Consider the following 24910-nt stretch of genomic DNA (forward strand, 5'->3'; position numbering starts at 1 on the left):
CGATTTTACGCGGTGTTAGTTTTTTCGACTGTATTTGGAAAATAGCTTTTTACCGGCTTGGCTATTTTAAAGGATTCTTTATTTAGCGGGGCACAATCTTGTTCGTAACCGGCTTACTAACCGGCTGCTAAATAATACAGGCCGCTGCTTAAGCATATCAATGAAAACAGGGTGTTCATACGTTTACCCGTGCTCAGTCCGATTACACAACCGATCAGGCAAATGGCCAGACTCATCAACATTAACGACGAGAAGTACATGACGGCGCTGGAATCGGCCGGAATTTCTGCGGCATGCGCATAGCCGTGGAATACGGCGAAAAACGATACGCCCAGAAAGAGTATTTTAGCGCGTTGTTTTTGACTGATAGTGACCAGCAAGCCAAACGCCACCAGCGATAAGGCGATTAACGATTCAACAAACGGAATTTGCACTGCATAAGCGTTAAGCAAGGCTCCGGCAGCCATCAATGCCAGAAAAACAGCGGGAAATGCAAACAAGGCCTTACCGCCCTGCTTGGCCGCGATCAGGCCAACCGCCAGCAATACCAGCAAATGGTCGATGCCGGTTAAAGGATGCAGTAAACCGTTCATCAAGCTGTGCTCGATATGGCCTCCGGTATGAGCATAGAGCGAGGGTGATACGAGAAATAAGGCGGCAATCAGCCAGTTTTTAATGCGCATAAATGAATCCTGTTAAAGTTGTTAAATCGGGGTGAACAATGTTCGGCAAGCTTGCAGTCTATCGTTGCTGTAAAAAAGGCCTCAGTCTATTAACTGGCCTTAGGTCTGTCAACGCTTTATCCAACTTATAGCTGTGATTAAAAGTACCGTGCATGTTACTTCATGTAGGGCGTGCCGCGCGCGCCATAGGGCGTTAGATTTAGACGGAGCAGGCGCGCACGGCACGCCCGACTCAGCAGTCAACGCTTTATCGAGTAATTGCCTTAATCGCGTCCGCCAGCAGAGCGTCGAGCTTGATGCAGGAGCTCGGATGATCGATGCTGTCGGTGCTCCAGATGGTTTTGATGCCGGATTTAAGGATGTGGGCGTAAGCATCGCCGCAAAACAGGGCGTGGGTGACGACCGCGTAAATGTCCTTGCTGCCTGCGGCTTGCAGCAGTTCGGCCGCTTTAGCCAGCGTCCTGCCGGTGCTGGCCATGTCATCGATGATGATCACTGGTCTGTTTCGGTAATCGCCATCCGGCAAACTCATTTCAACCTGTTTGTCGCCGAGCCGGTTTTTTTTGGCAATGGCGTAATCGAAACCGATATTTTCGGCGATAGCGGCAACCCATTGTTTCGATTCGCTGTCCGGCCCCAACAGTAGCGCATGGTTGAATTGTTGTTTCAGAAACGTTCCGATTTCATCGGCGGCGGTCAGGCTGATCGCGTTTTTTATCGGAATCGCCTGAGTCAATGCCGAGATACGGTGCAAATGCGGATCTACGGTGAGTACGTCATCAAACAGGTCGGCGAGCAATTTGCCGACGATGCGCTGGCTAACCGCCTCGCCCGGCTGGTTGGCGATGTCCTGGCGCATATAGCTTAAATAAGGCGTAATCAGCGTAAGCCGTTTAGCGCCTAATTCCCGCGCGGTGGTGGCGCACAGCAACAGTTCGATCAATTTGTCGTTGGGTTGATTAAGGCTGCGGCAAACAATAACGTGTTCCGGCAATGATGGCGGCAAGCGGATCAGGCTTTCGCCGTCGGGAAAATGATGCAGGACGACCTCCGCCAGCGGTGCATCAAGCCGGGCCGCCAGGCGTTGTGCCTGGCTTATATAGTCGGGGAAGGCAAGTATCAACATGGACTAAGTTAAAAGGCAATCAGCGACTTGATAATCTGTTCTTCGCTGCCTATCGTGTAGCCATTATTTTGTGCGGCTAAATCCTGGGCGAATTTAAAATCGGCGGGGAATTCGGCATAGATGCGATATAAGATTTCACCCTTCTTTACCGGATTGCCCAGCTTCTTTAACAAATCGACGCCCGCTTTTTTCATCATCGGCGCACCGGCAAGCCGGGCTATTCTGGCCATTTGAAAGTTGTCGATACTGGTAACTACGCCGTCGCAACAGGCAACAACCTCATGACAACGACTGCCGGGGTGCAGGTCTATCGTTTTTGCGCCTTGCGCCTGAATCAATGCATTCATTTTAGCGCCGGCCCGGCCCGATTCGAGTATGTCGCGGGCAATGGCATAACCTTGTCCGCCGCGCACATCGGGATCGAACTCAATGATTCGTCCTGCCAGCTGCAAAGACTTCTGGCGCAAGTCGAACGGCGCATCAGGATCGTTTTGCAATACCTGCATTATGTCCCGAGCTTCCAGTATCGGACCTATGCCCCGCCCTATCGGCTGGCGGCCGTCGGTAATCATCACTTCCAGATGAATGTTGAGCCGGTCGCCGACAAACTCAAACAGTTTACGCAAGGCCAGCGCCTGATTCATGTGCCGCACCTTGGCGGTGGGGCCGACCGGAATATCGATAAGCAGATGCGTGGAACCGGCGGCCAGCTTTTTGGACAGAATCGACGCCACCATTTGCCCCTGCGAATCGATGCCCAGCGGGCGCTCAACAGAAATCAGCATGTCATCGACCGGTGCAAGTCTGGCCGTGCCGCCCCAGGCCAAACAACCGCGTTCCTTGCGCACGATGTCGTGCAGCCGGTCCGGCGTCAGATTGACTTCGGCCAGCACTTCCATGGTGTCGGCCGTCCCCGCCGGCGAGGTGATCGCGCGGCTGGAGGTTTTCGGTATCAACATGCCGTGCGCGGCAACGATAGGCACCACCAGCATCGAAGTACGGTTGCCGGGGATGCCGCCGATGCAATGTTTGTCGGCGACCAGCGATTCATGCCAATTCATGGTGTCGCCAGATTGCAGCATGGCGCGGGTAAGAAAAAACAGTTCGTCACGATCCAGATTGTTTTGCCCGGTCGCGACCAAAAACGCAGCCATTTCCATTTTGGAATAACGGGTTTCGACAATATCGGTGGTTATACTGATAAAGTCATCCTGATCGAGACGTTCGCCGTTGATTTTGCGGCGCACCGCATCCATCGACTTCGGCGCTTCCGCATGATTGACCGTGACCAGACAGCCTTCAGCGACATTGAGCTGCGCGAATGCCTGTTCGGACAGGCCCAGTTCTCCCGGCTGAACGATGGAGCTGTCATCGACTACGTTAAGAACCGCGAGCACCTTGGAACCGTTGGTACTAACCAGAATTTTAGACAGCGCCTGAAAACCCTCGGCCCGGTAAATGCCGCACTCGCGATGCAGGTAAGCGACGTTTTCATGATAGGTATCGATAGCGATACGGCGAATTTGCAGGGTGTCATTACTCATAGGTTAAAATAGTCGGCAGATAACGTGGATTGATGATGCGGTTTGAGGTGGGTATTGTCAACAATGCAGCTATCAACGGGCCATAAAGCATAAAACCACGAAGTTTACGCTAGTTCCCAAGCTCAAGCTTGGGAACTCAGTTTGGGAAGCTCCAGCTTCCCGTGTCGCGAAACTGCGACTGCATGGATGCAGGAGGTAGAGCAACGCAGGAGCAGTCTTCGGGATTCCCAATCTGGAGATTGGGAACAAGCACTTAAACTTTAACATCAGAGTCACCAATGAAAAAATGCACATGGGCGCTGTCCAGTCCGTCTGAAGAGCAATATCACGATCTTGAATGGGGCGTACCGGTGCATGACGACCGGCTGCTGTTTGAGTTCCTTATTCTTGAAGGCGCACAGGCGGGTTTAAGCTGGTCAACCATTTTGAACAAACGCGACGGCTACAAACAAGCCTTCGATAATTTTGATGCCGAAACGGTTGCAGGTTACGATGACCAAAAAATCAACGCGCTGCTGGCTAATCCGGCCATCGTAAGAAACAAGTTGAAGGTCAATGCGGCCGTCACCAACGCACAGGCTTTTTTAAAAGTTCAGCGGGAATTTGCGCATTTCGATAGCTATATCTGGCAGTTTGTCGGCGGCAAGCCGCTATGCAATGCACGCAAAACTCACGCAGATATTCCCGCCTCTACGCCGGAATCCGATGCGATGAGTAAAGACCTTAAACAACGCGGCTTTAAATTTGTCGGCAGCACCATTTGTTATGCTTACATGCAGGCGACCGGCATGGTTAATGATCATACGGTCGATTGTTTCAGATATGGGCAAATCTAAAAAGTCATGCGTACACAAGAAGCGCCAACAACGACAGACCCTTATTATAACGACGGCGAAACGCTATCGCCGTGGCGGGAATCGCTCAATACCGTTATTTTCGGCTCCGAGACGCCGATGGGCAAGGCGTTCGATGTCGTTTTGAGCATCAGCATCGTGCTCAGCGTGATTGTGATCATGCTCGATAGCGTCGAAGCGATTCAAAACCGGTACGCGCAAGCCTTATATATTATTGAATGGCTATTTACGCTGCTGTTTACACTGGAGTACGGCTTGCGCTTGATCAGCGTTCGCCGGCCCGGGCTGTATTTCAAAAGCTTCTTTGGCCTGGTCGATTTGATCTCGATACTGCCCAGCTACCTGATTCTGCTGTTTCCCGGCACCCAGGCTATGCTCGCGATACGCATTTTACGGCTGCTGCGGGTTTTTCGTATTCTTAAACTGTCGGCTTACATGGACGAAGCTGAGGTTATGATGGCGGCATTGCATAAAAGCTCGCGTAAAATCATGGTGTTTCTTTATGCGGTATTCATGCTCGTGATTGTGTTCGGCTCGCTAGTGTATGTCGTGGAAAGCAGGGAAGCCGGTTTTACCAGTATTCCGAGATCGGTCTACTGGGCTATTGTGACGCTGACCACGGTCGGGTATGGCGATATTTCGCCGCAAACGCCGCTGGGCCAACTGCTCGCTTCGGCGATCATGATTATGGGCTATGGCATTATCGCGGTGCCCACCGGCATCTATAGCGCCGAGTTGATCAGGACGTACACGGCGGGAAAAGTCAGGAATGACGCCTGTCCCGCTTGCGGCCAGACCGGGCATGATTTCGATGCCGATTATTGCAAACACTGCGGCCATGCCTTGGAGGATTAACCGGCACGGCTGGCGTTATTTAATTCTATCTTGAAGGAGTTCATCGCTATGCGTTATTTACACACTATGGTTCGGGTCCGTGACCTGAACGAATCCCTCGATTTTTATTGCAACAAACTGGGGCTGGCCGAAAGCCACAGAATGGACAGCGAAGCCGGGCGTTTTACGCTGGTCTACCTGCATGCGCCGCAGGATGCCGGTCAGGCGAAAAAGATGCATGCGCCGTTGCTGGAGCTGACTTATAACTGGGATACCGAAGATTATCAGGGCGGCCGCAACTTCGGGCACCTGGCTTATGAAGTCGATAATATTTACGAAACCTGCCAAAAACTGATGGATGCAGGAGTGGTCATCAACCGCCCTCCGCGTGACGGGCATATGGCGTTTATACGTTCGCCGGATATGATTTCTATCGAGCTGTTGCAAAAAGGTGCGGCGCTGGCACCTGCGGAACCGTGGGGTTCTATGGAAAATACGGGGAGTTGGTAAGAATCTAAGCGGCTCATGCCCGTTTGCTTAGCTTCAGAATTATATCCGTCCGCAGATCACAAAAAGAAAAGGTAGCCTTATATGAAAGCTAATGAATTTGACAAGAATTTTGATGAAGGCGATGACATTCAAAATGCCTTGGACTTATCTAAAACCAAGAGAAATCCTTGGAAGGAGCCAAGCATAACAGCTAAATTTTCTGCCGAAGAAAAAGCCATTGCCGTATACGTTGAAAGCGATAGCGCCGTAAGCATTGATAATGTAGAAAATGAAAAAAAACGTTACACACAAATTGCGCGCTCTCAAATGAGCAAGACTAATCAATGTGGGATGAATCACCATGAAAACAGTAAAAATAAGCATTGATCCAGAAAACCCGGCATCTCTGCCTGAAGGTCGAGTGGATTTCAACCGTTTGGATTCCACTAACGAGCAGGATATTGCCGAGCAGCAACACATGGATGAAACCAATGCCATATTAGACATCGAAGGCCGGGCGAGATATTCACCCCGTTCGTAATGTTTTCTTTACCTTTGCCTAGTCCCATAGGCAACCACAAAACTTATCGCAGAACCTTTTTAGTCAAAAAATAAATAAGTTGCGGGCAACCAAATAGCCGAGTGCAAATAGTCCAGCAATTCCGTATATCGCTAACGTTACGTAAAAAAAACGACGGAAGCTCAAACGTTGTTCTTTTGCCATAGAGCACTGAAAAACTACGGGGGCAATACTCCATTCTACTAATGTTTCGTTGGTATCATTAAGTGCATTTCGCAAATCAGATAACGATCTTTCGAATGATTGCTGAATTTGTTCTCGTCGAATAGATCCGCAATCGCCTACCCATGCAAATTTCATTTTCGATTTGCGAGCATCCGATCGAGGCTTGAGATCATCAACAGGGTAACTATTGACGACGTTTAACTGACGTGAACTTCCTATCAAACTAGATATTGTGGATGATGGCATATCCGATTTAGCAGAACTACTTGAGGATTCTACTGCGAGCCCCAAAAGATCAAGGCCAGCATTAGCACTTCGCACGATCACCTTGTCACGTCCATCGTGAGGACCTACGATGAGAAACTCGATCGGCGAATTTTCTATAATTATCATATGAGTGAATTGTGATTGATCTGTCATGGTCTTACCGCAGTTGCTATTTTGGGCATGAGTTGGGCAATATCGTCGCCGATCTCGTTAGAGTGTGAAGTGGTCGTCACACTGTCAGCAAAATTTCCAGATTTCCATTTCTCGACTTCCTTATTACAGAAGGCTTCGAAATATGTTTTTTCTTGCGGAGTAGTTTTTTCCCATAGATCTCTTTTGTTTATGAGGATCTCGATCCATTTCTTACGTGCGCATTTGGTCTCTATTAAGTGGTAACGGACTTGGGCTAAGAAATTTGCATGATCGTCTAAACGCTCTTGATCGATTGCCGTTTCAATGTCGGAAGCATTGTGATCGAGTACGAGACACAGACAGTTCGCAGCTTCTGATATTCGAAACTGCTGAACAAACTGCTCTCCACCTCCGTCAAGAATTGCCACATATTTGGGCGGCGTCATCGGTATAGATACTATGGACGCTGTCGCGGACTGGGTTCGTCCAACAGCTTTTCTCTTAATCGATAGACGATTCTTTAAAGTGGTTTTACCTGCGCGTGTAGGTCCAACAATTGCCAGCGTGAGAACCGGTGGGTCTATATTTTCCAGTTCAGAAATATCTATCGTTTCACCTACAAAGTCTTCTGGCCGCTTTAGACGTGGAGGAATTGCTTTGTAAACTGCATGCACCATCGCACCGCCAGCCAGAATAGCTCCACCAGCCATCAACGAGGTTGCTATGGCAGTGCCAGCCAACGCTGTCCAACCTGCAATCCCCATTGCCGTACCGCCAACACCTGCTACACCTGAAATACCATTGAGCTTGCTGGCAATGCGTGAAGGCCAAAGTTTCCAGCGTCGTTTTCCAGCCATTGATGTGACCTCGTTTGTTGTGAAGAACTCTTCTGAACCAATTTGGTCAGGGTAGATCGGGCAACAGCTTTTCGTTGCTCAACAGGGCTATTATATTTGTTTAGCGCGTAGGATGGGTAGATCAACGCGAAAACCATCGCATCGTCGATTGATTAGGATGGGTTTCGGCTAACGCCTCTCGGCAACTGCTCCATGCGTTGCTCCACCTCCTGCATCCTTGCAGTCGTACCCATCCTACCAAGCTGCTTTTTTACGAAAGCTTAAATCGCCTTCTTAATCCGCTCCAAAGCATTTTGCAGATTCGCCATGCTGGTGGCTATCGAAATTCTGATATGACCAGGTGTGCCGAACGCTGAACCCGGCACTAACGCAACGCCTGCTTCCTTGATCAAATATTCAGAGAAGCCAAGATCATCATCGATGTTGTCCAACCTGGCAATCAGCTTTTCCACGTTAGGGAACACGTAAAAGGTACCGTCGGTTTCAAGACATTCAACGCCGTCAATGCTGTTCAGTTCGGCAACGACATAATCATGGCGCTTTTTAAATTCAACGCACATATTGTCAATAAAACTTTGGTCGCCGATTAACGCGGCTTCGGCGGCATGTTGTGAAATCGAGGTCGGATTGGAGGTGCTTTGCGACTGGATAGTGGTCATCGCTTCAATCAAATCCGCAGGGCCTGCGGCATAACCGATACGCCAGCCGGTCATCGAATAGGCTTTGGATACGCCATTCATAACTACCGTGCGGTCATAAAACTCGGGATGCGCATTTAAGATATTAACGAATGTGCCTTTCTTCCAAAGGATGTGTTCGTACATATCGTCGGTTGCGATAATGATGTTGGGGAAATCCTTCAACACGTCGCCCAGCGCTTTAAGCTCTTCCAAACTATACGCAACGCCGGAAGGGTTGGACGGACTATTGATAAAGATCAACCGGGTTTTATCGGTGATGGCGGCGCGCAATTGCTCCGGCGATATTTTAAAATTCTGCGCCTGAGTGGTTTCAATAATAACCGGTACGCCGTCAGCCAGTAACACCATATCAGGATAAGAAACCCAGAATGGCGCGGGAATGATAACTTCATCACCGGAGTTAAGCAGAGCCTGGGTCAGGTTGAATGAGCTTTGCTTGCCGCCGCAGGAAACCAGGATCTGGTTGGCCTGGTAATCAAGACCGTTATCGTTCTTGTACTTGGCGATAATGGCTTTTTTCAGGCTGGGTATACCGTCAACCGCGGTGTATTTGGTGTAACCACTGTCAATAGCCTTAATTGCCGCAGCCTTGATATGATCCGGGGTATCAAAATCCGGTTCACCGGCGCCAAGGCCGATAATGTCTTTGCCCGCAGCACGCATTTGCGCGGCTCTGGCGGTAATCGCCAACGTAGGTGATGGTTTTACTGCCTGGACTCTGTTAGAAAGTTTGATGCTCATGTTTCCCCGTGTAAAATCAATGTCAAAGGTGAAGCGAATTATACCCTATGTATAATGGCTTACTAACAATCCGGCGTTAAAAGTTTATTATTCACCACGAAGACACGAAGAAATAAAACTTCGTGTCCTTCGTGTCTTCGTGGTGATAATCTTTTAATTTTTTTAACCAATTTTTGTGAATTACCTCGGTTTCACGCCCCGCTGCGGTAATGCAGCTAGTGACGCTCCGGCATGGGAACAATTAAAGTAGTTATGTTCATTGAGAAATCCAAGTGAAAAAGAAGTTCAAACTCCACAGCCGATTCCAGCCTGCCGGTGACCAGCCTACCGCAATACAAGCCTTGGTCGAGGGCTTGAGTGACGGCGAAGTACACCAAACTTTGCTGGGCGTGACCGGTTCCGGCAAAACCTTCACCATCGCCAATGTGATTAACCAGGTTCAACGCCCGGCCATGATTATGGCGCCCAATAAAACCCTGGCCGCGCAACTCTACGGCGAGATGAAGGAGTTTTTCCCGGAAAACAGCGTCGAATATTTCGTCTCGTATTACGACTATTACCAACCGGAAGCGTATGTCCCGGCCTCAGACACCTTCATCGACAAAGATGCGGCAATCAATGAGCATATCGAACAGATGCGCTTGTCAGCGACCAAGGCGCTGATCGAACGGGACGATACCATAGTCGTCGCCACGGTTTCGGCGATTTACGGCTTGGGCGAGCCGGAATCGTATTTCAAAATGGTGTTGCATCTGGTCAAGGGCGACATGATTAACCAGCGCGACATCCTGCGGCGGCTGGCGGAAATGCAATACACCCGCAACGACATCGACCTACGCCGTGCGACTTATCGGGTGCGCGGCGAGGTCATCGATGTGTTCCCGGCCGAGTCGGACAGCGAAGCGTTAAGGATAGAGTTGTTCGATGACGAAGTGGAACGCCTGTCGTTATTCGACCCGCTGACCGGCGAAATCATCCGGCGGCTGGCGCGCTATACGATTTACCCGAAAAGCCATTACGTCACGCCGCGAGAGCAGCTGTTGGAAGCGGTTGAAGCCATCAAGGTGGAACTCAAGGAGCGCCTAGAGCAATTACGCTCGCTGGATAAACTGGTCGAAGCCCAGCGGCTGGAACAGCGGACGCTGTTCGATATTGAAATGATTCTGGAAGTCGGCTATTGCTCCGGCATCGAAAACTATTCCCGCTACCTGTCCGGCAGAAGCGCGGGCGAATCGCCGCCTACGATGTTCGATTATTTGCGCGACAATGCGCTGGTGATTATTGATGAAAGTCACGTCGCCGTGCCGCAGATCGGCGCGATGTACAAAGGCGACCGGTCGCGCAAGGAAACGCTGGTCGAATACGGCTTCAGGCTGCCTTCCGCGCTGGATAACCGCCCATTGATGTTTAATGAGTTTGAGCTGAAAGCGCCGCAACGGATTTACGTATCGGCAACGCCGGGGCCCTACGAAAGGGAGCATTCAGGCGTGTTTGCCGAGCAGGTGGTCAGGCCGACCGGCTTGCTTGACCCGGTCGTGGAAGTGCGCCCGGCCACCACCCAGGTCGATGATTTGTTATCGGAAATCAACAAACGCGTTGTCGTAAAAGAGCGGGTGCTGGTCACCACGCTCACCAAACGAATGTCGGAAGACTTGACCGAATATTTGATGGAACACGGGGTACGGGTGCGTTATCTGCATTCCGACATCGATACCGTGGAACGGGTCGAAATCATCCGGGATTTGCGGCTGGGACAGTTCGATGTGCTAGTGGGCATCAACCTGCTGCGCGAAGGGCTTGATATACCGGAAGTGTCGCTGGTTGCGATACTCGATGCCGACAAGGAAGGCTTCCTGCGTTCGGTCGTATCGCTGGTGCAAACCATCGGCCGGGCGGCGAGAAACGTCAACGGCAAGGCCATTTTGTACGGCGATAAAATCACCAAATCGATGCAGCAGGCGATAGACGAAACCGACCGCCGCCGCGAGAAACAGCACCAGTTTAATATCGAGCATCATATAGAACCGAAGACCATTTTCAAGTCGGTCACCGATATTATGCAAGTCTCGATACCCGGTGCAGGCATGACCAGCGCCAATAAACTGCTAGACAAGGTAGCTGAATTCCCGGCCGACTATAAAGCAGCCATGACCCCCAAGCAGGCGAGCAAAAAACTGAAACAACTGGAAGACACCATGTATCAGCATGCAAAAAATCTTGAATTCGAGCAGGCGGCGAAGATCAGGGACGAGATTAAGGTGTTGCAGGAGTTGATGTTGGTGTAGGGCAATGCGCCGAACAATCAGCCTTGTCATGCCTTGAGCCCGCATACGCTAGGCTATTGACGCCCTGCAGATTGCGTTTTACCGGTTTTTTATTTGAGGCAATTCGCAATGCGGTAAACTATGGTAATTTAATTCGTCTCATCTCTTTGGTAATTTCGGAATATTTATGACTACTTGGTTAGAAACCTGTCAAAAACAATTGGCCAGACTCGAAAAAACATCGGTATTGGCAGATAAACTGATTACTTTGAGCAATAAGACCGGCGTGGATATTCCTCCTGATCTGCTAAGACGACTCAATATTGAGCGGCCGCGATTAAACAGGCAATTGGAGCGCCTGCATACCAACCGTTTCGAGGTCGCCGTGATTGGCTTAGAAAAGGCAGGTAAAAGCGCGTTACTGAATGCTTGGTTAGGGCAGGAAATTTTGCCGTCTGCGCGTGAGCGCTGCACCTTCACCAGTACAGAAATATGGTCCGCCCAAACCGAAGAAGATCAACTGCTGTTTATACAATATTACAGTAAAGAAGAAATCGGCAAACTTCAAATGCAGCGGCGCGATGCGCTGTTAGGCATTTTAAGCGAACGCGAGCGCAAAGAAATACAAGAAGACTTTGATGATACGGAAAAACATCTTAGCGAGATTTCGGTGTTTTCAAAACAGAAGAGCGGCTTTAGCCAACACTTTGTCGATATTGGCGAAATCAGCGAGCAATTGCAGTCGGCCGTGTTTAAAAACCGGGCCCAATCCCTGGCTATTAAGCGCATTCAGTTAAAAACCGTGCGTTTGCGCAGCGACCGAGACATTATTTTCCATGATGTGCCGGGCTTTAACTCAGGCATTTTAATGCATGCCGAGCAAGCGACCGAGCGGCTAAAAAACTGCGATGCCATTATTTACGCCAAGGAAATGAAGCAGCCGTCCATCACCGGCCCTGAAAAAGAAATGCTGGTCATTGCCGATTCCGAAGACCCCAGTGTAAAAGTGTCTGACAAGGTGTTTGTGGTGCTGACCCAAGCCGACGCCATGGATGACCAGATCGATTTCAAGGAGACTTATACCAAGCACCGCAGCTATTGGCCATCAGTGCCTGAGCGCCGATTGATCCCGGTTTGCGCACGCGCCCATTTGGTCGAGTTCGGTATCCCTTCCGAAGACACCCTAAGACGCACTAAAAACGCTGACGATAAAGCTAAAATGAAAAAGCTTGGCATTAACGACGGCATGGTTGCTTTAAAAGAATCAATCAATTACTACATCGACCACGAGCGTTCGGGCGTTTTGGAAAGGCGTTGCGATGCGCTGGTTAGCGGTATTCGACAAATTGCCAACGAAGTGTTGTTTAAGCTTGAACCGATTTACGGTGTATTTGATGAAACCGAAATCCAAGAAGACGATTTGCTCGGCAAAGATTTTAATCAGTGGTGGGGCCGCGAATGGCAACGCATCAAAAAAGACTTCGACACCTGGTATGCCGAGGTTATCCAGGGCCGCAAAGAAGCCGATGCGTTGGGTTCGGAACATTTTGAACTGGCCGCTCTGCATGTCGCTTACGATGAAAAAATCGAATTTTTGCTCACCAATCTGACCACAGCCCAGCCGGATGAATTAAAACGTATTTACACGGCAGGCGGTACGATCTCCATGCCTGACCCGCGCGAGGGCAATTACAAAATTCGCGAGGAATTATTTCGGGAAATCCAGAAAAAATTTGAGACGGAGCTGACCGATCAGTTGGCGCAAGCGCTACAGGCGCTTATCGACCAAATTGCGTTTAAAACTCAAAGCCTGCTATGGGAAACCGAAGAAGTACGCAAAACCCTGCTGCATTCCGATGTTGATGAAAACCTTGAGCAAGCGCGTATCCGTCACGGTTTTCAAGTGCTGTTTTTACGCTTTAGCCGAGTTGCCGTTGAAGCATTTATCGCCAAACCCTTGCACGCAAGGGAACGGTTGTTAAATGAGCGGGCTGCCGAAATCAAAACCCTGGAAGCATTTTATCAGGGCGACGACAAAGCTAAGCACGAAGGCGGCCTGACGCATTATTTACGTTACGGATTGTGGACAAAATTAACCCAAAGCAGCGGAGCCGGCAGCCGCGCCAAAGCGGCGGAAAAGCCGCCTGCCAAAAGTCAGGTGATACAAGATATTGTTAATGCGGTTGCTGCTGAAGCGATGCCCCCAGCCAAAAAAGCTGCCGAAGAACCGGAAAATATGTCAGTCAATGAGCCGGACAATTTTGAAGCGGTTGTTGCCGAAATTAATGGCGATTTGACGGCTTTGCTGGATTACCTGAAAAACAGCGTATTTTATGCGGCCGGCTTTATCACCTATTGTAATCAGGAACTGGAGCGCATTCGTAATCGCTTTAAAGAAATGGAAGATAATGACCGGCAATGGATAGGTATTATCCGTACCGCCGTAAAGTATGAAAAAAACCCTAATATTCCTTACAACATTGCTCATACGAGGCGGGATTTCCGTATGCGTCGGGAAATTGCTGTAGAGCTTAAGGAAGTTAGGGAATCCTGTACCAATGTGTTTTGAAGTTTTAAGGTAATTTAAGTTTATTTTCTCAAGCGGAGCGGGGTTTGCAACCTCGATCCTAACGTTTCCGCAATACTCTGACACTTAATCAACGCCTTAGGTTTCGGACGGGGTAACATGCCCCGTCCGGCTTCGACGCATCAAAGCATTACGTCTTAACCCTTCAAAAACCGCAACGTCTCATGCTCAACATCGACTTTGATGGTATCTCCGGCGACAAAATCGCCTGCCAGTATCTTCTGAGCCAGCGGATTTTCAAGCTGTTGCTGTATAGCGCGTTTCATCGGCCTTGCGCCGTAAACCGGATCAAAGCCCGCCTCGCCTAACAAATCCAGCGCTTCTTCTGAAATCTCAAAGCCGATTTCGCGATCCTGCAAACGTTTACGCAAGTAATCGATTTGAATGCCGGAAATAGCGCGAATCTGTCCTCGGCCCAAGGAATGAAACACCACCGCCTCATCGATCCGGTTGATAAATTCAGGCCGGAACTTGGTGCTGACGATGTCCATGACCGCGTTTTTCATCACCGAATACAGCGCCTCGCCGGACAGCGATTGAATCACATCCGAACCGAGGTTAGAAGTCATCACGATGATGGTATTCCTGAAATCGACCGTTCTGCCCTGCCCGTCGGTCAAGCGGCCGTCATCCAGCACCTGCAACAGGATATTGAACACATCGGGATGGGCTTTTTCGATTTCGTCCAGCAAGATGACCGAATACGGTTTGCGCCGAACCAGTTCGGTCAGATAACCGCCTTCTTCATAACCGACATAACCCGGAGGCGCACCGATCAGACGCGCCACCGAATGCTTTTCCATAAACTCGGACATGTCGATACGCACCATCGCATCGGGCGTGTCGAACATGAACTCGGCCAGCGCCTTGCACAGCTCGGTTTTACCGACGCCGGTCGGCCCCAAAAACAGGAACGAGCCATTCGGACGGTTCGGATCGGATAACCCCGCCCTGGAACGGCGGATCGCATTGCTGACCGCTTTCAGCGCTTCTTCCTGACCGATCACCCGCTTGCCGAGCTGCTCTTCCATCCGCAACAGTTTGTCTCGCTCGCCCTCCATCATTTTCGACACCGGAATACCGGTCCATTTCGACACCACTTCGGCGATTTCTTCTTCGGTGACTTTGTTACGCAACAGGGTCATTTTCTGTGCTTCAGCCGGTACGTCTGAATGCAGCTGTTTTTCCAGCGCCGGAATAATGCCGTATTGCAACTCGGACATCTTGGCCAGATCACCGGCGCGGCTGGCCGCTTCCAGTTCGGTTTTGGCCTGCTCCAGCTTTTCCTTGATCGATGCCGAACCCTGCAACGAAGCTTTTTCGGCCTTCCAGATTTCTTCCAGATCGGAATATTCTTTTTCCAGATCGGCGATTTCCTCTTCCAAAATTTCCAGGCGTTTTTTGGAGGCGGCATCTTTTTCTTTTTTAAGCGCCACCTGCTCAATCTTTAATTGAATCAATCGCCGGTACAGCTTGTCCATTTCCTCCGGTTTGGAGTCGATTTCCATGCGGATACGGCTGGCCGCTTCGTCGATCAAGTCGATAGCCTTGTCCGGCAATTGCCGGTCGGCGATGTAACGGTAGGACAGGTTTGCCGCTGCAATAATGGCCGGGTCGGTAATATCGACGCCGTGATGCACTTCGTATTTTTCCTTCAAGCCGCGCAGGATGGCGATAGTGTCTTCAACTGACGGTTCATCAACCAGCACCTTTTGGAAACGGCGCTCCAAGGCCGCATCTTTTTCGACGTATTTGCGGTATTCATCCAGCGTCGTAGCGCCCACGCAATGCAATTCGCCGCGCGCCAGCGCCGGTTTCAGCATATTGCCCGCATCCATTGCGCCTTCGGCCTTACCCGCGCCAACCATGGTGTGCAACTCGTCGATAAACAAAATCACCTGACCTTCCTGCTTTGCCAGATCGTTTAACACCGCTTTCAGGCGTTCTTCAAATTCACCGCGAAACTTGGCGCCGGCAATCAATGCCGCCATATCCAAAGCCAATACCCGCTTGCCCTTGATGCCTTCAGGCACTTCGCCGTTGACGATGCGTTGCGCCAGACCTTCAACAATCGCCGTCTTGCCCACGCCCGGCTCGCCGATTAACACCGGATTGTTTTTGGTGCGCCGCTGCAAAACCTGAATGGTGCGGCGGATTTCATCATCCCGTCCAATAACAGGATCAAGCTTGCCCTGTTCCGCGCGTTCGGTCAGGTCAATGGTGTATTTTTTCAAGGCCTGACGCTGCTCTTCGGCATTAGGATCATCGACCGGCTGGCCGCCGCGCATCGCATCGATGGCTTTTTCCACCGCCTGCTTGGTGACTCCGGCTTTTTTGAGCAAGTCCTGGAGCAAGCCTTTTTCATCAAAAGCCGCCAATAAAAACAGCTCGCTGGAGATGAATTTGTCGTTGCGCTTTTGGGCCAGTTTGTCGGTTAAATTCAGCAGTCGCGATAATTCATTGGAAATCTGCACGTCACCGCCGGAGCCGCTGACCGTTGCAAGACGATCCAGTTCCCTAACCAGCTCGGTGCGCAGCAATTGCGTGTTGATGCCCATCTGGGCCAGCAACGGCCTGATGCTGCCGCCCTGCTGGTCCAGCAAGGCCATCATCAGATGAATCGGCTCGATGAATTGATGGTCTTTGCCCAAGGCCATACTCTGTGCATCCGCCAATGCCGTTTGAAACATGCTGGTTAATTTGTCCATACGCATAATATTTGCCTCATCTGGGAGTTTTTTAAGTTACTGCTAACATGGGGGGTAGTCCGCTTGTTTTCAAGCGGACTGTTTAGGCGGGGTAAATAGCGAATCGTGAGGATGTCTACAGTTCGATCGGGTAAGGTATGCGGCGCACTGCTGTCATAACGTGTCGGGCATGACTCGGTTAATTGCAAACCCGCTTAACCGGAAAATAACAACTGAAACAACTGCCCTTGCCCAATTCACTGACTATATTTAACTTGGCGTCATGCCGCATCAACACATGTTTGACGATAGCCAAGCCCAACCCGGTGCCGCCCACTTTCTTAACGCGCTTGACTTCAGACCGGTAAAATCGTTCGGTCACGCGGGGAATATCGGTCGCCGCAATACCTTCGCCCTGATCCTCAACATCCAGCACGATACTATCGTTGGACCGATACCAGCGCACTTTTACCGCCGAATCTTCCGGCGAATATTTAAGTGCATTGCCCAACAAATTGGTGAAAGCGCTACGCAATTCATGCTCTTCGCCGGCGATATGTTTATCCGTTTCCAGCGTTAATTCGATCCGGGAAGAAACGTTGCCGTGCAACCTCTCCGCTTCCTTGCAGATCTGGATTAATAAAGCGGGGATATTAACGCACTCGGTTTTCTTCTGCCGGGTTTCCAGTCGTGTCAACAACAGCAAATCATCGACCAGATGCTGCATACGATCAGTCTGTCCCTGCATTTGCTGAAACGAGGTGGTCAACAAGGGCGACTCTCCGTCATCCATGTCCTGCAAGGTTTCCAGATAACCTTTTAGTACGGTCAAAGGCGTCCTGAGTTCATGCGACACATTGGCCACAAAATCCTTGCGCATCCTTTCCATCTTTTTCAGCTCCGTAACGTCCTGAGCCAATAACAGGCGCAAGCCTGCGCCATAAGTGATAATCCGCACCGCCAGCGTTATGCGATGGTTTACCGGGGAAGGCAATATGACCGGTTCGTTATAATTTCCGGATTTGAGGTAGCGGATAAATTCAGGGAATCGAATAAGATTGGGGATGCGCTGGCCTTTATCCGATTGCTGCAAGCCGAAAACTTCCCTGGCCGCTTTATTCGCCCACTCAATCTCGTCATTGGCGCCTAAAACGACGGCTGCATCCGGTAACGCTTCGGTGGACTGGCGAAATTGGTCAACCATTTTGCCCAGTTTCTTTTTACGTTTTTTTTCGTTCTTTTTGATGCGGTACACGTGGTAATAAATTTCTTCCCAGATGCCGCTGGTCTTGGGGTATTTGGCTCGGCCCCCGGTTCGTATCCATTTTTCAAAGCGGCTAATCTGGAACAGCTGGCGCATTAAAATGCCCAGCGTCAGCAACAGCGCCAAGGGCATAAAAAGCCCGGTCATTCCACCGACTATCGACACTGCTAAAAACAGCAGTAATGCGGTAATAAGTTCTTTTTGCCAAACATCCATATTGATTACGACGACAGGGATGCAAAAGGGGTTGCCGAATCCGTTACTGAAAACCGGTAGCCGAAACCGCGCACGGTTTGAACCAAATCCTCCCGGCCGTGTTCGCCCAGAATTTTTCGTAACCTTCGTATATGCACGTCAACGGTGCGTTCTTCGATGTATACGCTACGCCCCCAGACCTGATCCAGTAATTGGGTGCGATTGAATACTTTGTCGGGATGGGTCATAAAAAACTGCATTAAACGGAACTCGGTCGGGCTCACTTCCAGTTGTTTATCGCCGATGCTGAGCCGGTGCTGTTCGGTATCCAGCACCAGGTCGCCCAAGGTGATCTGCGCCAGGTCGTTTATTTTTCCGCTTCTGCGTAAAACGGCACGGATACGCGCCACTAGCTCTTTGGGGGAAAAGGGCTTGGTCATGTAATCGTCCGCGCCGATTTCAAGACCTCTCACCTTATCCTCTTCCTCGCCTCGCGCCGTCAGCAAAATAATAGGCAGTTCCCGGTACATGGGATCTTTCTTTAAGCGCCTTGCCCATTCGACACCGCTGACGCCCGGCAACATCCAGTCCAGCAGAATCAAGTCCGGCAAGGCCTCGTCCAGGGCTTTTTGTGCGTCTTCGGCATCCGCCGCCGCAATCGACCTAAAGCCGGCCTGCTCAAGCACCATCATCAACATCTCCCTGATGGCATCTTCATCTTCAACAACGAGAATATTTAAATTAGGCATAATTAAATTGAAATAAGAATAAACGGAACATTTTAACAAACTACATATTACCCTTTTATGACAATCAGGATTTGCTTATTGTCATGGTGAAGTTAAGGCCCGCCCTGCACAAGAGCGGTTCAAAAAAATTCCAAAACTTATTCATTACGAGTATCATTTCATTGGCCTCGCTTACGTAATAATACCTATTTTGCAGATTAACGTAGCGTAACTTGATGACCGCTGCCGCAGAGCTTCGACCTTAATATAATGATTGAAATTTTACGCCGATATAGTCTCATAACGCTGCTGGTGATCTTTAACTTCACTGTTTCTGCCGCCGCCTCCCCCTTGGAATCCGTAACGGACAAAGCCAAGACCGCCCAAATATCGAAAGAGGGTTCCGAACAACACCAAGAAACCGTCATCATGAAATGGTGGAAATTATTACTGGATTTACCGTTGCTTGCGGGTTGGAACAAGCAGTCCGACGATATTTACGAACCCAGCTTCAGCACGCAAAGCAAATCCAAGGCGCCCAAATATATAATAGGTATCCATCCATTGCATAATCCTAAACGGCTATTTGAAGTTTACGGTCCCATCGTCGATTTTCTTAATGCGAACATGCCTGAAGCGGATTTTACCCTGGAAGCGTCGCGCAATTATGAAGAATTCGACCGGAAACTCTACAGCGGACATTTTGATTTTGCCATGCCCAATCCTTATCAAACCGTTAACTCGCTTAAGCATGGCTACCGCGTATTTGGCAAGATGGCCGATGACGATGATTTTCGCGGTATTATTCTGGTACGTCGCGACAGCGGCATTAACACCGTCGCCGACCTCAAGGGCAAAGCCGTATCCTACCCTGCGCCGACTGCGCTGGCTGCAACCATGATGCCTCAGTATTATCTGCATACCCACGGCATTGACATTAACCGCGACATCGAAAACCGTTATGTCGGTTCGCAGGAATCTTCCATCATCAACGTCTTGCGCGGACATGTCGCGGCTGGAGCAACCTGGCCGGTGCCGTGGAAAACATTCAGCAAAGAGAATCCCCAGTTAGCCGATCAGCTCGAAGTCAAATGGCAAACCGAGCCGTTACAAAACAACGGCTGGGTAGTGCGTAAAGACCTGCCGACTGCAGTGATAGACAAATTTGCCGCACTGCTGTTTGATCTTGCCAAACATGAGCAAGGCCGAGCTATGTTGGCACGTATTCCGGTTACCCGTTTTGAACCGGCTAATGACGACAGTTATGAACCGGTGCAGGCATTTATTGCAACCTTTATCAAAACAGTACGGCCTTTAGAATAAATGGACATAAAAACGACCGCCCGTGATCGAGGCAAAATGCAGCGGATTCTTTTTAGCGGCTCCATTCGACATCAATTAGCATGGTCATTTGGCGGTGTTGCGCTGGTCATGATGATAGGACTTGCAGGCCTGTTATTCGAGCTGCAACGTAATTTTCTTTATAGCGCCGCCATGCAGCAGAGTAAATCGCTGACGACATCGCTAGCCAACAGCAGCTCTTCATGGGTATTGGCCAATGATATTGCCGGATTAAAGGAAGTGTTGCAGGGCTTTGTCGACTTACCCGATCTCGAACGGGCCTATATTTTATCGTTGAGCGGCGAAGTGTTGAGTTCCTCGCGTCCTGACGAGGCCGGGCTATTCGTTACTGACGCACAAAATCAAAAATTGTTAAGCGCGCCTCCCCAAACTCAAGTGTTGCTGGCCAATACCCGGCAAATCGATGTTGCCGCACCGGTAATGGCCGGACTGCGCCATGTTGGATGGGCGCGGATAGAAATGACCATGAACGGGGTCAATGCCAATCTTCGTTCCGTTGTGACCATGGGCGTAAACTTTATAGTGTTCGCGGCGCTGACCGTACTGACCGCAGCAATACTGCTCGCGCGAAGGCTTACGAGAAGATTGCATCACCTGATGCGGGTAGCCGCCGAGGTCGAGAAAGGAAGCCTTAACGTGCGCGCACATATCTCGGGCAATGATGAGGTTGGTATACTGGCGCACGGCTTTAATCAAATGCTGGACGCCCTGTGCAATTCCGAACGGCAGCGAGAGCGAATCAACCACCTGTATGCAGCATGGACTCAAAGCGCCGACATTATTGTGCGCGAGTCGGACGAAGTTAAGTTGCTGAATGAGGTATGCCGAATCATAGCCGATCATGTCGCCTTTAAGCTGGTTTGGGTGGGCATGCTTGAACCGGATGGCTGGGTGCGTACAGTAGCCGCCAGTCATCCCGATTCGCCCCTCCTCCTGAATATCAAAGTCTCGGTGGATGAGACATTGCCGGAAGGGCGAGGACCGATGGGAACGGCAATCCGGGAAGGCGTACCGAAAATTTTCAACAACTTTCTCAATGAGCCCAGTACCAAGCCCTGGCAACCCATGGCCGCTGCGGAAAACATTAACGCGTCGGCGGCATTCCCGCTGATGCGTGGCGGCCACTGCATCGGAGCGATTGCCGTCTATTCAGCTGAACAAGACTATTTTACCCCCGACCTGATCGACCTGATGCGCGGCCTAACTGAGGATCTTTCCTATGCGCTGGATAATTTCGACCGCGAAAAGCTGCGACTCAAAGCCGAGCATGAACTGCGCATTGCGGCAGCGGCGTTTGAATCCCAGGAAGGCATACTCGTTACCGATGCCGATAATAATATCTTGCGCGTCAATAAATCATTTACCCAGTTAACCGGTTACAGTGCTGATGAGGTGATCGGCAAATCCGCAGGCATACTTAAATCCGGTCGGCAGGCCCCTGAATTTTATGCGGCCATGTGGGAAAGCATCAACCGTGATAAATACTGGCAAGGCGAAATCTGGAATAAAAGAAAAAATGGCAACATCTATCCTGAATGGCTGTGCATAACCGCGATTACCAATCCGGAAGGGGCGGTTACCAACTATGTCGGCACCTTCACCGACATTAGTCAGCGTAAAGCCGATGAAGAGCGCATCAAGGATCTGGCTTACTACGATTCCCTGACCAAGCTTCCCAACCGCACTTTACTCTTCGATCGACTCAACCTGGCGCTCAACGCCAGCAACCGTAACAAGACTCACGGCGCGTTGATGTTCCTCGATCTTGACAACTTCAAAACGCTTAACGATACATTGGGCCATGATCGCGGCGATCAATTGCTGATTGAAGTGGGACGACGCTTGCAAAGCTGTGTACGGGAAGTCGACACCGTGGCCAGACTGGGCGGCGATGAGTTTGTGGTGATGCTGGAGTGCCTCGACGAACAGGAGATTGAGGCGGCCGTTCAGGCCCACACCGTTGCCGAAAAAATCCGCAGCAATCTGGCTGAATTCTACCTGTTGAAGAGTAATATCGACAATAAACTGCAACCATTTGTCGAACATTATTCCACGGGAAGCATCGGTTTTGTACTGTTCCTGGGCCACGAAACCAGCAGCGAAGAACTGCTTAAACGCGCCGATTTGGCCATGTATCAGGCCAAACAAGCCGGACGGAATGTGATACGCGCTTTTATTCCTGAAATGCAGGAAGCTTTAAATTTACGGGCATCTTTGGAGACCGATTTACGCAATGCGTTGGATCGCGGCGAATTGAGTTTACATTACCAGGTGCAGGTCGATGCATCAGGGCGGCCGGTCGGTGCGGAGGCGCTGATTCGGTGGAATCAGGCCGAGCGCGGCATGATTTCGCCAGCCGAATTTATTCCGCTTGCCGAAGAAACCGGCCTGATCCTGTCTATCGGTTATTGGATATTGAAACAAGGCTGCGAAACCTTGGTCGACTGGGCAAAACATCCTGAAACCCGCGAGCTGAAATTGGCGGTAAATATCAGTAGCCGACAGCTTAGTCAGGCTGATTTTGTTGAGCGCGTGTGTGCCATGTTAGCGGAAACCGGCGCCAACCCCGCTTTGCTCAAATTGGAAATTACCGAGTCGGTGATATTGGATAATGTGGATGACACTATCGCTAAAATGCATGCTGTCAGGGATTTGGGCGTCAATTTTTCAATGGATGATTTCGGCACCGGTTATTCCTCGCTGTCTTATCTGCAAAAACTGCCCTTGGAGCAGTTAAAAATAGACCAATCATTCGTCAGGAATATGGCTTTTAACAACCATGATTCCGCTATCATCCGGACCATTCTGGCACTGGGAAAAAATCTTGATATTAACGTCATTGCCGAAGGGGTAGAAACGACGATTCAACGTGAGCTTCTGACACGTTACGGATGTCAGAAATTCCAGGGATATTTATTCGGCCGACCGGTTCCTGCGGACGCCTTCAAACAGAGCCTATTGGTGGGACAAGCGAAAAAACCATCAATGCATAACGCCCTGGACGGAGTGCAGTAGGGTACAAAAAGCAGGCGCTTCGGGACGATATGCCTATATAAATAAGGGGCCACCAACCTCATAACTTCATTCCATTCAGCGCAAGGAAAAACTTTGCCGTGCCGCCCAAGATCCTGCTTTTTACCTTGTTGATGGCCGCTCAGCCTTGCCTTTACGCAGGCGGCATCGATTCTCCCTACTTCAAAGGCGGCAAGCTTGACGCTTTCTACGACCGTAAGGATAACGGCGATTTTCAGGTCAACAGTATCTTATGGACTCCGATTTTTAAAGGCGGTCACGGAGTACAGGTATCTGAAACAGGCGGACAGGACATTAACTACTTTGGCGGCTTTGCCCGTCCCTTGCTGACGCGCCCCGAACTCGGCGATTTAATTCTGGGCGCACAGGAAGTTCTGCAGGGCGATAGCAAACAAACCGAGGTACAAGGCGAATACCGCTTACCGTCCGGCTTGGGCTTTGGCGGCGGATTTGTCGATAGGAATCTCAGCAATCAGGACATTAAATTCGCCAAAATTTCTTACCGGAACGAGTGGCAGTCCATTAAATATATTGTGTCCACGCAATGGCAGAGCTTTCAAGGACAAGATGCCCCCGGCGGCTACCTCGCCCTGTACAACAAGCAATTAATGGCGAGTTGGGGAAGCGATGGCGAACAATGGCGCAGCACCGTGGGTTATGTCGCGCCCGACCAAGGTGCAAACAAACTGCGCCCGGCCATCGAAATGTTTTATGTTGATAACACCATTGGCAAAGTTAACGGCTCCAAAGATATGATGGTGACCGGCAGCCTGGGGTTTCGCAAAGGTTTTTTGGGGCATGAATCCCGGCTGGGCCGCGCCATGGGACCGACCGGCGTGGAGTTTGCCAATCCGCTGGGCTTCCTGAATCCCAATTTCAACCGTCGCCTTACCGCGTGGGAAGTCGGCGATTTTGTCAATTTCCGCTTTATTCACAAAACCCTGCCTAACAGCATCCGTGAAGAAACACTGGAAACCGCCCTTTATCCCGGCCAATTGCTCGGCACTGACAGCCTGATCAGCGCCCTGTTTGTGGGGGTTGGCATAACCAGCCCGAATCCGGGGCAAAACGGCGTCAGCGGCCTGCTGGGCTATCACAAACGCATCGACAACATTGAATCCAGCTTTAGGGTGCAACACGATTTTGATCGCGATGACACCTCACTGTTTTTCAGCTTGATTCACTGGCTGTGATGGACTTTGGCAAAGCGCTTTCTGGTAAAAAAATGAACATTGCTCAGTCATAAAATTCTATTGAGACAGTTTTTCTAGGTGTTTTAACTTATTGAAGTACAATCAAATAAATCTAAAATGACCTGTGTTGTTTATTCGTCCGCCAATAGCGGACATTCTACTTCTGCAGGATTCTGATTTTACATACAATTGACTCCCCATCAACCCAACTCCAAAAGGTAATCCCGATGAAACATTTATATAAATCAACTGCCGTCCTATTACTGTTGTTACCCATAAGCATGATCAGTTACGCGGCTGAACCGCAAAAAGCCGACGAGCCAATGAAAGAAATGGGCGCGCATCAGGGCATGGGAGGCATGGACATGAAGTGTTGCCAGTCTGAAGAACAAAAAAATGAACATATGCGCTCCATGCAGGAACACATGCTACAGATGCATGACCTGTCAAATCAGATTTTGTCAGAGAAAGATGCCGCAAAAAAAGAAGCGTTAAAAAAACAGCAATTGGAGCTTATGAAGGCACATCATGCTCAAATGATGGAGCATCGCCAACAAAAGATGCAGGAACATAAAAAGTAAATGTATCAGGAAGGAGAAAACGGGGGGCTTCAACCCGAAATCG

The 24910-nt window shown here is 50.1% G+C and carries 20 protein-coding genes; 11 read left to right on the forward strand and 9 right to left on the reverse strand.

Translation table 11 applies throughout. The features are described from left to right. Nucleotides 1-116 precede the first annotated feature (116 nt). From METTU_RS07140 to METTU_RS07150, 3 genes are all read right to left on the reverse strand, one after another. Complete coding sequence (locus tag METTU_RS07140; RefSeq protein ID WP_006890632.1) at nt 117-683, reverse strand: HupE/UreJ family protein; 567 nt, start codon at nt 681-683, stop codon at nt 117-119. Nucleotides 684-930: 247 nt separating this feature from the next. Continuing rightward, a complete protein-coding gene (locus METTU_RS07145) occupies nt 931-1809 on the reverse strand; it encodes a ribose-phosphate diphosphokinase (protein ID WP_006890633.1) in 879 nt (292 codons plus the stop codon). An 8-nt stretch (nt 1810-1817) separates the two neighbouring features. Next, nucleotides 1818-3353, reverse strand: coding sequence for a thymidine phosphorylase family protein (locus METTU_RS07150; RefSeq protein WP_006890634.1), 1536 nt, complete (start codon nt 3351-3353; stop codon nt 1818-1820). A gap of 278 nt (nt 3354-3631) precedes the next feature. On the opposite strand from METTU_RS07150, the gene METTU_RS07155 reads away from it, so the two are divergent. The 5 genes from METTU_RS07155 to METTU_RS07175 all read left to right on the forward strand — a co-directional run bounded on the left by METTU_RS07155 (nt 3632) and on the right by METTU_RS07175 (nt 6071). Then, nucleotides 3632-4189, forward strand: a complete 558-nt coding sequence (locus tag METTU_RS07155; RefSeq protein ID WP_006890635.1) for a DNA-3-methyladenine glycosylase I — start codon at nt 3632-3634, stop codon at nt 4187-4189. Between the two features lie 6 nt (nt 4190-4195). Continuing rightward, nucleotides 4196-5062, forward strand: coding sequence for an ion transporter (locus tag METTU_RS07160; protein ID WP_006890636.1), 867 nt, complete (start codon nt 4196-4198; stop codon nt 5060-5062). Between the two features lie 48 nt (nt 5063-5110). Further along, nucleotides 5111-5551 carry a VOC family protein gene (locus METTU_RS07165; protein WP_006890637.1) on the forward strand — a complete coding sequence of 147 codons (441 nt, stop codon included), beginning with the start codon at nt 5111-5113 and terminating at the stop codon, nt 5549-5551. Nucleotides 5552-5632: 81 nt separating this feature from the next. After that, nucleotides 5633-5917: a hypothetical protein gene (locus METTU_RS24000; protein WP_006890638.1), complete on the forward strand. Its 285-nt coding sequence runs from the start codon at nt 5633-5635 to the stop codon at nt 5915-5917. After that, a complete protein-coding gene (locus METTU_RS07175) occupies nt 5892-6071 on the forward strand; it encodes a hypothetical protein (protein WP_006890639.1) in 180 nt (59 codons plus the stop codon). Before METTU_RS24000 ends, METTU_RS07175 begins: the two co-directional genes overlap by 26 nt. Nucleotides 6072-6134: 63 nt before the next feature. Here the strand turns inward: METTU_RS07175 and METTU_RS07180 are convergent, their stop codons facing one another. From METTU_RS07180 to METTU_RS07190, 3 genes are all read right to left on the reverse strand, one after another. Next, nucleotides 6135-6695 (reverse strand): hypothetical protein, encoded by a 561-nt coding sequence (locus tag METTU_RS07180; RefSeq protein WP_006890640.1) that lies wholly within the window; start codon nt 6693-6695, stop codon nt 6135-6137. Beyond that, nucleotides 6692-7531 carry a GTPase domain-containing protein gene (locus tag METTU_RS07185; protein ID WP_006890641.1) on the reverse strand — a complete coding sequence of 280 codons (840 nt, stop codon included), beginning with the start codon at nt 7529-7531 and terminating at the stop codon, nt 6692-6694. The genes METTU_RS07180 and METTU_RS07185 overlap by 4 nt, the downstream gene beginning before the upstream one ends. 260 nt (nt 7532-7791) lie before the next feature. Next, nucleotides 7792-8973: a pyridoxal phosphate-dependent aminotransferase gene (locus METTU_RS07190; protein WP_006890642.1), complete on the reverse strand. Its 1182-nt coding sequence runs from the start codon at nt 8971-8973 to the stop codon at nt 7792-7794. A 272-nt stretch (nt 8974-9245) separates the two neighbouring features. Here METTU_RS07190 and uvrB point away from each other — a divergent pair, with 272 nt between their 5' ends. Together uvrB and METTU_RS07200 are read left to right on the forward strand one after the other, a co-directional pair. Continuing rightward, on the forward strand, nt 9246-11258 hold the full coding sequence (gene uvrB, locus METTU_RS07195; protein ID WP_006890643.1) for an excinuclease ABC subunit UvrB: 2013 nt from the start codon (nt 9246-9248) through the stop codon (nt 11256-11258). A gap of 166 nt (nt 11259-11424) precedes the next feature. After that, nucleotides 11425-13806, forward strand: a complete 2382-nt coding sequence (locus METTU_RS07200) for a dynamin family protein (RefSeq protein WP_006890644.1) — start codon at nt 11425-11427, stop codon at nt 13804-13806. 155 nt (nt 13807-13961) lie between these two features. On the opposite strand, the gene clpB is transcribed toward METTU_RS07200, so the two are convergent. From clpB to phoB, 3 genes are all read right to left on the reverse strand, one after another. After that, entirely contained in the window at nt 13962-16538 is a 2577-nt protein-coding gene (clpB, locus tag METTU_RS07205; protein WP_006890645.1) for an ATP-dependent chaperone ClpB, read from the reverse strand. 172 nt (nt 16539-16710) lie between these two features. Beyond that, the gene (phoR, locus tag METTU_RS07210; RefSeq protein WP_006890646.1) at nt 16711-17991 is read right to left on the reverse strand and encodes a phosphate regulon sensor histidine kinase PhoR; all 1281 of its coding nucleotides are present in this window, start codon (nt 17989-17991) and stop codon (nt 16711-16713) included. 5 nt (nt 17992-17996) lie between these two features. Then, complete coding sequence (phoB, locus tag METTU_RS07215) at nt 17997-18719, reverse strand: phosphate regulon transcriptional regulator PhoB (RefSeq protein ID WP_006890647.1); 723 nt, start codon at nt 18717-18719, stop codon at nt 17997-17999. A gap of 249 nt (nt 18720-18968) precedes the next feature. On the opposite strand from phoB, the gene METTU_RS07220 reads away from it, so the two are divergent. The 4 genes from METTU_RS07220 to METTU_RS23860 all read left to right on the forward strand — a co-directional run bounded on the left by METTU_RS07220 (nt 18969) and on the right by METTU_RS23860 (nt 24867). Further along, nucleotides 18969-20021, forward strand: coding sequence for a phosphate/phosphite/phosphonate ABC transporter substrate-binding protein (locus tag METTU_RS07220; RefSeq protein WP_006890649.1), 1053 nt, complete (start codon nt 18969-18971; stop codon nt 20019-20021). Then, nucleotides 20022-23075, forward strand: a complete 3054-nt coding sequence (locus METTU_RS21670; RefSeq protein WP_006890650.1) for an EAL domain-containing protein — start codon at nt 20022-20024, stop codon at nt 23073-23075. A 98-nt stretch (nt 23076-23173) separates the two neighbouring features. Beyond that, nucleotides 23174-24286, forward strand: a complete 1113-nt coding sequence (locus METTU_RS07230; protein ID WP_006890651.1) for a hypothetical protein — start codon at nt 23174-23176, stop codon at nt 24284-24286. A 227-nt stretch (nt 24287-24513) separates the two neighbouring features. Continuing rightward, entirely contained in the window at nt 24514-24867 is a 354-nt protein-coding gene (locus METTU_RS23860; RefSeq protein ID WP_006890652.1) for a hypothetical protein, read from the forward strand. Nucleotides 24868-24910: the final 43 nt, after the last annotated feature.

This window comes from Methylobacter tundripaludum SV96, from assembly GCF_000190755.2.
Classification (GTDB): domain Bacteria; phylum Pseudomonadota; class Gammaproteobacteria; order Methylococcales; family Methylomonadaceae; genus Methylobacter_A; species Methylobacter_A tundripaludum.

Excerpts from the sequence above, each read along its gene's own strand:
- METTU_RS23860 (WP_006890652.1), top strand. The coding sequence starts at position 24,514 with ATGAAACATTTATATAAATCAACTGCCGTCCTATTACTGTTGTTACCC.
- METTU_RS07150 (WP_006890634.1), bottom strand. The coding sequence starts at position 3,353 with ATGAGTAATGACACCCTGCAAATTCGCCGTATCGCTATCGATACCTAT.
- clpB (WP_006890645.1), bottom strand. The coding sequence starts at position 16,538 with ATGCGTATGGACAAATTAACCAGCATGTTTCAAACGGCATTGGCGGAT.
- METTU_RS07160 (WP_006890636.1), top strand. The coding sequence starts at position 4,196 with ATGCGTACACAAGAAGCGCCAACAACGACAGACCCTTATTATAACGAC.
- phoR (WP_006890646.1), bottom strand. The coding sequence starts at position 17,991 with ATGGATGTTTGGCAAAAAGAACTTATTACCGCATTACTGCTGTTTTTA.
- METTU_RS07145 (WP_006890633.1), bottom strand. The coding sequence starts at position 1,809 with ATGTTGATACTTGCCTTCCCCGACTATATAAGCCAGGCACAACGCCTG.
- METTU_RS07180 (WP_006890640.1), bottom strand. The coding sequence starts at position 6,695 with ATGACAGATCAATCACAATTCACTCATATGATAATTATAGAAAATTCG.
- METTU_RS07200 (WP_006890644.1), top strand. The coding sequence starts at position 11,425 with ATGACTACTTGGTTAGAAACCTGTCAAAAACAATTGGCCAGACTCGAA.
- METTU_RS21670 (WP_006890650.1), top strand. The coding sequence starts at position 20,022 with ATGGACATAAAAACGACCGCCCGTGATCGAGGCAAAATGCAGCGGATT.
- METTU_RS07155 (WP_006890635.1), top strand. The coding sequence starts at position 3,632 with ATGAAAAAATGCACATGGGCGCTGTCCAGTCCGTCTGAAGAGCAATAT.
- METTU_RS07165 (WP_006890637.1), top strand. The coding sequence starts at position 5,111 with ATGCGTTATTTACACACTATGGTTCGGGTCCGTGACCTGAACGAATCC.
- METTU_RS07185 (WP_006890641.1), bottom strand. The coding sequence starts at position 7,531 with ATGGCTGGAAAACGACGCTGGAAACTTTGGCCTTCACGCATTGCCAGC.
- METTU_RS07175 (WP_006890639.1), top strand. The coding sequence starts at position 5,892 with ATGAAAACAGTAAAAATAAGCATTGATCCAGAAAACCCGGCATCTCTG.
- METTU_RS24000 (WP_006890638.1), top strand. The coding sequence starts at position 5,633 with ATGAAAGCTAATGAATTTGACAAGAATTTTGATGAAGGCGATGACATT.
- METTU_RS07140 (WP_006890632.1), bottom strand. The coding sequence starts at position 683 with ATGCGCATTAAAAACTGGCTGATTGCCGCCTTATTTCTCGTATCACCC.
- phoB (WP_006890647.1), bottom strand. The coding sequence starts at position 18,719 with ATGCCTAATTTAAATATTCTCGTTGTTGAAGATGAAGATGCCATCAGG.
- METTU_RS07220 (WP_006890649.1), top strand. The coding sequence starts at position 18,969 with ATGATTGAAATTTTACGCCGATATAGTCTCATAACGCTGCTGGTGATC.
- METTU_RS07190 (WP_006890642.1), bottom strand. The coding sequence starts at position 8,973 with ATGAGCATCAAACTTTCTAACAGAGTCCAGGCAGTAAAACCATCACCT.